The organism is Trueperella sp. HMSC08B05 (assembly GCF_001808405.1).
GTDB classification, from domain to species: Bacteria; Actinomycetota; Actinomycetes; order Actinomycetales; family Actinomycetaceae; genus Trueperella; species Trueperella bernardiae.
This window is the reverse complement of the sequence record NZ_KV793263.1, coordinates 1-5,159: the sequence shown is the minus strand read 5'-3', so window position 1 is coordinate 5,159 and position 5,159 is coordinate 1. Positions and strand designations below refer to the sequence as shown.

The 5,159-nt window shown below is 53.5% G+C and carries 3 protein-coding genes; 2 read left to right on the top strand and 1 reads right to left on the bottom strand.

Annotated features, from left to right (window positions below):
• Positions 1 to 2,834 (bottom strand): Cna B-type domain-containing protein (locus HMPREF3167_RS07130; protein ID WP_246825751.1); only part of this gene is annotated, 2,834 nt, incomplete at its 3' end.
• Here HMPREF3167_RS07130 and HMPREF3167_RS09680 point away from each other — a divergent pair.
• Both HMPREF3167_RS09680 and HMPREF3167_RS07125 read left to right on the top strand, forming a co-directional pair.
• Entirely contained in the window at positions 2,823 to 3,044 is a 222-nt protein-coding gene (locus tag HMPREF3167_RS09680; RefSeq protein ID WP_143602190.1) for a hypothetical protein, read from the top strand. The two genes, HMPREF3167_RS07130 and HMPREF3167_RS09680, sit on opposite strands and share 12 nt — an antisense overlap.
• 35 nt (positions 3,045 to 3,079) lie before the next feature.
• A partial coding sequence (locus HMPREF3167_RS07125; protein WP_070446262.1) for a Cna B-type domain-containing protein occupies positions 3,080 to 5,159 on the top strand: 2,080 nt, incomplete at its 3' end.

Here is a 5,159-nt window from a genome sequence, read left to right as displayed (position 1 = left end):
GCTGCACTACCACTAATAGAAGCCGTGTAGCCCTCAACAGAGAGCTCTTCAACCCCGTAAGTGATTTTTGCGCGCTTACCGTCAATGATCACGAACTGAGGAAGATCTATGAACGTGTGCTTCCATTCGTTCTCAGCGTTTAGTTCGACAGGGTCACCAACTGGGTTGGTTTCCTCATTGATCGTTCTGGTCAGCTGAACCTCAACTGGTTTTGTTGAACCCGGATCAAGATCTTTACCCGCATGATCCTTCCAAACCTTGGTTACATCCACCTTCGTGGTGGGAGGTACCTCAGTGTTCGTGACAGTGAAGCCGTCTACCGCGTCACCTTCTACCTTGATAGTGAATCCGCTGACGCCTAGTTCCTTGACGGAGTAGGAGATCTTGAGTTCCTTGGCGTTCTCGGAATTCTCCTCGCCAATGGTCTTAGTGGCCGGGAGGCTCTCAAAGGTATACGTCCAGTCATTCGTCTCATCGAGCACTACTGGATCACCCACGGGGCTCTTGTTAATGCCGTCGGTAGATTGAAGGAGCTGCACGTTAACAGGTGACATTGCTAATGGGGCAGTGATCGTCAAGCCGTCCAGCGCCGTGCCCCCCAACTCAACTGTGTTGACTCCGTCAACGCCCTGCTCTTCAACCGAGTACTTGACCTCTACCTGCTTGCCGTCAACGGTCTTGGTTTTAGGCAGGTCCTTGAACGTATGCGTCCAGTTGTTGTCCGCATTCAGCTGAGCCGGCTGGCCAATGTAGAACGTGTCTTTGCCAACTGATCCCACTAGCTGCACCTTGACCGCAACCTTGGAAGCGTCGTCAAGGTCGTTGCCCTCTGCGTCCTTCCACGCCTTGGAAACCTGCACCTCAGTCTTTTCGGGGGTTCCGAATTCAAGGCCACCGTTTGAGCCAATACCGCCACCACGCGGAGCCTGGTTCTTCGTAATCCTCAACCTTGCCCAGGATTTCGCGTTGCCTTTAGCATTCTGATCAGTAATGGTCTTTAGGCCTGCGTTTTGAAGCGAGGTTCGGTAATCACTGGACTCGTCGGACTCGCGCTCCTCGCCATCGAACACCTGCTTTTTACCAGGATTCTCGGCATCGAAACGCGGCTTGTTGTAGCCGCCATCCTTGTAGAGGGTGGACTCACCGCCACCGAGCATACGCGGATCGATAAGCATACGTGCGGAAGTGGAACCACCATAGGCGTCATGCGCAATATCGTCGCCCCAGTGGTGATCGTTAGAGCTTGGAGATTTGTTATCGAATACTGCTACGCCATTCGTGACGTGAATCTTCATGCTACCTGTTGGGCAGAGCCAAACACCGCCGCCGACTCCAACAAAGCTTCCTTTGGTTGTGCTGTTCTCAGTGATGAGCGTGTCCATGAAGTGAGCGGTATAAGACTTCGTCGCGACGTAGACGCCGCCGCCCTGCTGGTTGGCATTATTCCCTTCAATCAAGCCGGCATTGAGATTCACGGCATTCGATATCACGTTAATACCGCCCCCGGTGCGAGTGGCGCTATTACGCACCACGCTGCCCCCGTTCATTGTGAATCGGGCGGGAGAGACCTTGGTCCATTCTTGCGGTTTACGCTCCCCGAAATGCTGTTTCGTCCATCGGCTGCCGTCCGAATCGATCTCTTGGTAAGTGTTAGGATCGCCGTTAATGTACATATCCATCACGTTTACGCCGCCGCCGTTTGGCGCTTGGTTGTCCGCGATGGTACCACCATTCATAGTGACGTCAGCATTTCCGAAGATATCGATACCTCCACCGGCAAAAGCTGCTTTACCCCGCGAGATTTCGCCGCCATTGAACACTAGCGTTGAGCGCGTGTCCGATGTGTCATCGCCGGGTTTTACGTTGCTCTCATTCAGCCAGTGGCTCACGTTGATATTGCCGGCCCAACCAGTGTTGTCAGTCAGCGTGCCGCCGTTAATTGTTAGATGGGCACCACTAAAAACACCGATGCCACCAGCTTCTCCGTATGCGTATGGGCTGTAATCGGATTGCCCCTCAGAAATCTCGCCGCCGTTCATCACCATCGTAGCGCCGTCAGTCAATGCGACGTTCGCCGCACCAAACTGGCCTCCCTTGCGCTGATTGTCAGTGATCTTACCGTCGTTAAGGGTGAACTTTGCGTCCCGGCCCTTGACGGTAACTGCACCCTCGCCGCCGTTACTCATCTTACGTGCACCCGTAACAGTGCCGGCGTTCATCACTAGTTCGCCTTCCACGAGAATGGTTGGGGAGAAGCTGGAGCCCTTTACAACATTTTCGTATTGTGCGCGCGAGTCAATAGTGATGCCCGCACCGTTTCCAGTTCCGTCAGAGAGGGTTAGTTTTGCACCCTTTTCAACCTTCAGTAGGCTGCCCGTGAAATCACCATCATCGCGAATGATCTTGCTTTCTGATGACCACGCAGCTGTGTTTGCATCCACTAGCTCAATATCTGCGCCAGCGGGAATGACGATGGTCTTCGTCAGCAAAGTCTCGGTACCGTTACCAATTTCGATCCTGGTCGGTGTAGTTCCAGCCTGCGCGATGAGTTTTTCTAGATGGTCCGGCTCACAGTACAGAACCCGGCCCTCTTCGTAGCACTTTAGGACCTGCCTGTCGGGGGATTCTGGCGCGGCCTCGGCAACCGGAGGAAGGCCGGTGCCCATCACCACTAGAAATACTGTTAAACATGCTACCCACAAGGCTGGGAGAAACCTGTAGTTCTTTATGCTTTTCACTTTTCCACTTTCTTCAGAGTGCAACACAAGCTTCGGAATACGGCCGGAGAGCTTATAGGACGAAACTATGCTGTCAAAGGAATCGTGAAGAAACAAGATATTACTTTATGTCGACAAGATTATCACGATGCGAGCCAACACCTAGCGGGATCGTCGGACACGATCCGGCATGTCGCCCGGCGCGAAGAGTTGCCGGAAACACAAAAGAATTCGTTCACGCAAATGATCGCGATAAAGGCTTGGGAATTAAGTCCAAAATGTGAAAGACTCGAAATTACGATACGCGTGATCTGGCCCGTTGTTTAGCAGACCAGAGGCCGCTGTTGTGAGAGGAGCAAATAATGATGGGCCGTTGGATGCGGTCGTTAGGAATTTTGCTGGCCACAGTGTTGGCAACAGTCGGGTTGACTGGCGGAGTAGCTCAGGCAGCTGATATTAATTCCTGGGACGACGTTATTACTGCGGTTAATGGTCTTGGTGACGGCGAGTCAACAGAACTGTCAATCGAATCAGAAATAACCGTGGAAAACGGGGCGCAGCCGCTGGTTGTGCCCGCGGGGAAACGAGTCACCCTAACGGGTAGCGGAAAGATCAGCGGAAATGGGTCCCCACTCTTCACGGTAGAAGAGGGAGGAACGCTCACCCTATCCGGCCCGACTTTCACAAACGCGCAGTTTAGCGTTGCGGGCGATATGAACCTTGTGGGCGGCGCGATCCGCGACACTGCGGTAACCGGCCCGGTCATTTTTGTTAACGGAGGAACGTTAACAATAGGTGGAGACGCTGAGTTTTCTGGTAACAACGTTTCAGATGAGTCTGGTGAACTTCGCCCGGCAGGGGTAGAAAAAGAAAAATATTCTCCAATCACTGCCTACAACGGCACCGTGCGAGTAGAGGGCGGAAAGCTTAGCGGCAATCATGGACTGCGTTACGGCGGCGCGATTGGCCTATGGGCGCGAGATGGCGGAACGCCTACTTTCGAGATGACGGGCGGAACGTTAATTGGAAACGTGGTTAGCCACCCCAATTACAATGGCCGCGGCGGCGCAGTTTACGGTGAGAGAACCTCGGTGAATATAACTGGAGGCACCGTGCAGGAGAACATCACGGAGATCGGTGCTGGTCTTGCCTTTATCAATAGCGACGTTGCTCTGTCAGGCGGCCTTGTCGTTCAAGGGAACAACAACGGGGATTACAAAGGCGTCGGCGGCGGCCTCTTTCAAAGTGGAGGCATGCTGAACATCAGCGGCGCAACGTTTACAAAGAACGTGTCCACTGGTTCCGGCGGTGCGATCTACACAGAGGGCGATACGAAGGTCGATATTGCCGGCGCCGATATATCTTCTAACAACGCTGCGAGGTCTGGTGGAGGCGTTGCCTTCAATGGAACTACGAAGGCTGTGATCCACGCTGCAGTTTTGAGCGGTAACACCTCTAATGGCTTCTGGGGCGGTGGCGCAATGTACAGCGACACCAAAGCCGAGGTTACGATTTACAACGGTCTCATTCGCGACAACGTCATCAAGCCCGGTTTTCTCATCCAAGCCGGCAACCATCCTGTGAGTGCTCAAGGCGGCGGTGTCTGGAACTGCCCCACGGGTTCTACCGTTATGCACGTGACGCGCGGCGTGGCGATTTTTGACAATGTGGCACCCGATGTCTTTAAGGGGCAAAATAAGGGTGCCGGCCATGATTTCGCTAGCATCATCAAACACGAGTTCGATGAGCCGGTAGCAGGTCATGCGGTCGAGGTTACTGAGCGTATGCTCGGTGGTAGCCCTCGCGCTTGGTATCAGGACGGTTCGATTTATGGTATTCACGGTAACTGGTCCGCTAAGGGAAAGGTTCCGCGCTACTCAGCTGATGGAGACAACACCGCCATCAAACCAAACGAAAAGGTTACTAACAACATTGCTTTCAAGTCGGTCCCAACGCCCGACGCTAAGGCTATCGCGGAGATTCTTGCGACTGTGAAGATCACCGATAACGTCGCCACCGGCACTGGTATTTCCGGGGCTGGCATTGCCAACAACGGCAAGCTAACTTTTGGCGAGCCTGATGCGTGGAAACTGAAGTTGGAAAAGAAGTGGGCTAATGATGATCCAGAAGATCGCCCCGAGAGCATTTCGGTGGACGTGAAACTTGGTGACAAGACGTTGCAGACCGTCGAGCTCACAAAGAAGAACGATTGGAAGGCCGAGCTAGCCAACTATCCCGATCCGAGCACGCTCATTGATGCCAAGACGGGCGAGACTATCCCGCTGACCTTCGTTGAGCATGAAGTCAAAGGCTACATGGCTCACGACGCTGTATTGTCGCAAAACAAAGACACAAAGACGATCGAGGTTGAAATCGTTAACGAACCTCCCACGTCGATCAAGGTTGAAAAGCAGTGGTCTGGTGATGTGGAGTCGGACCGTC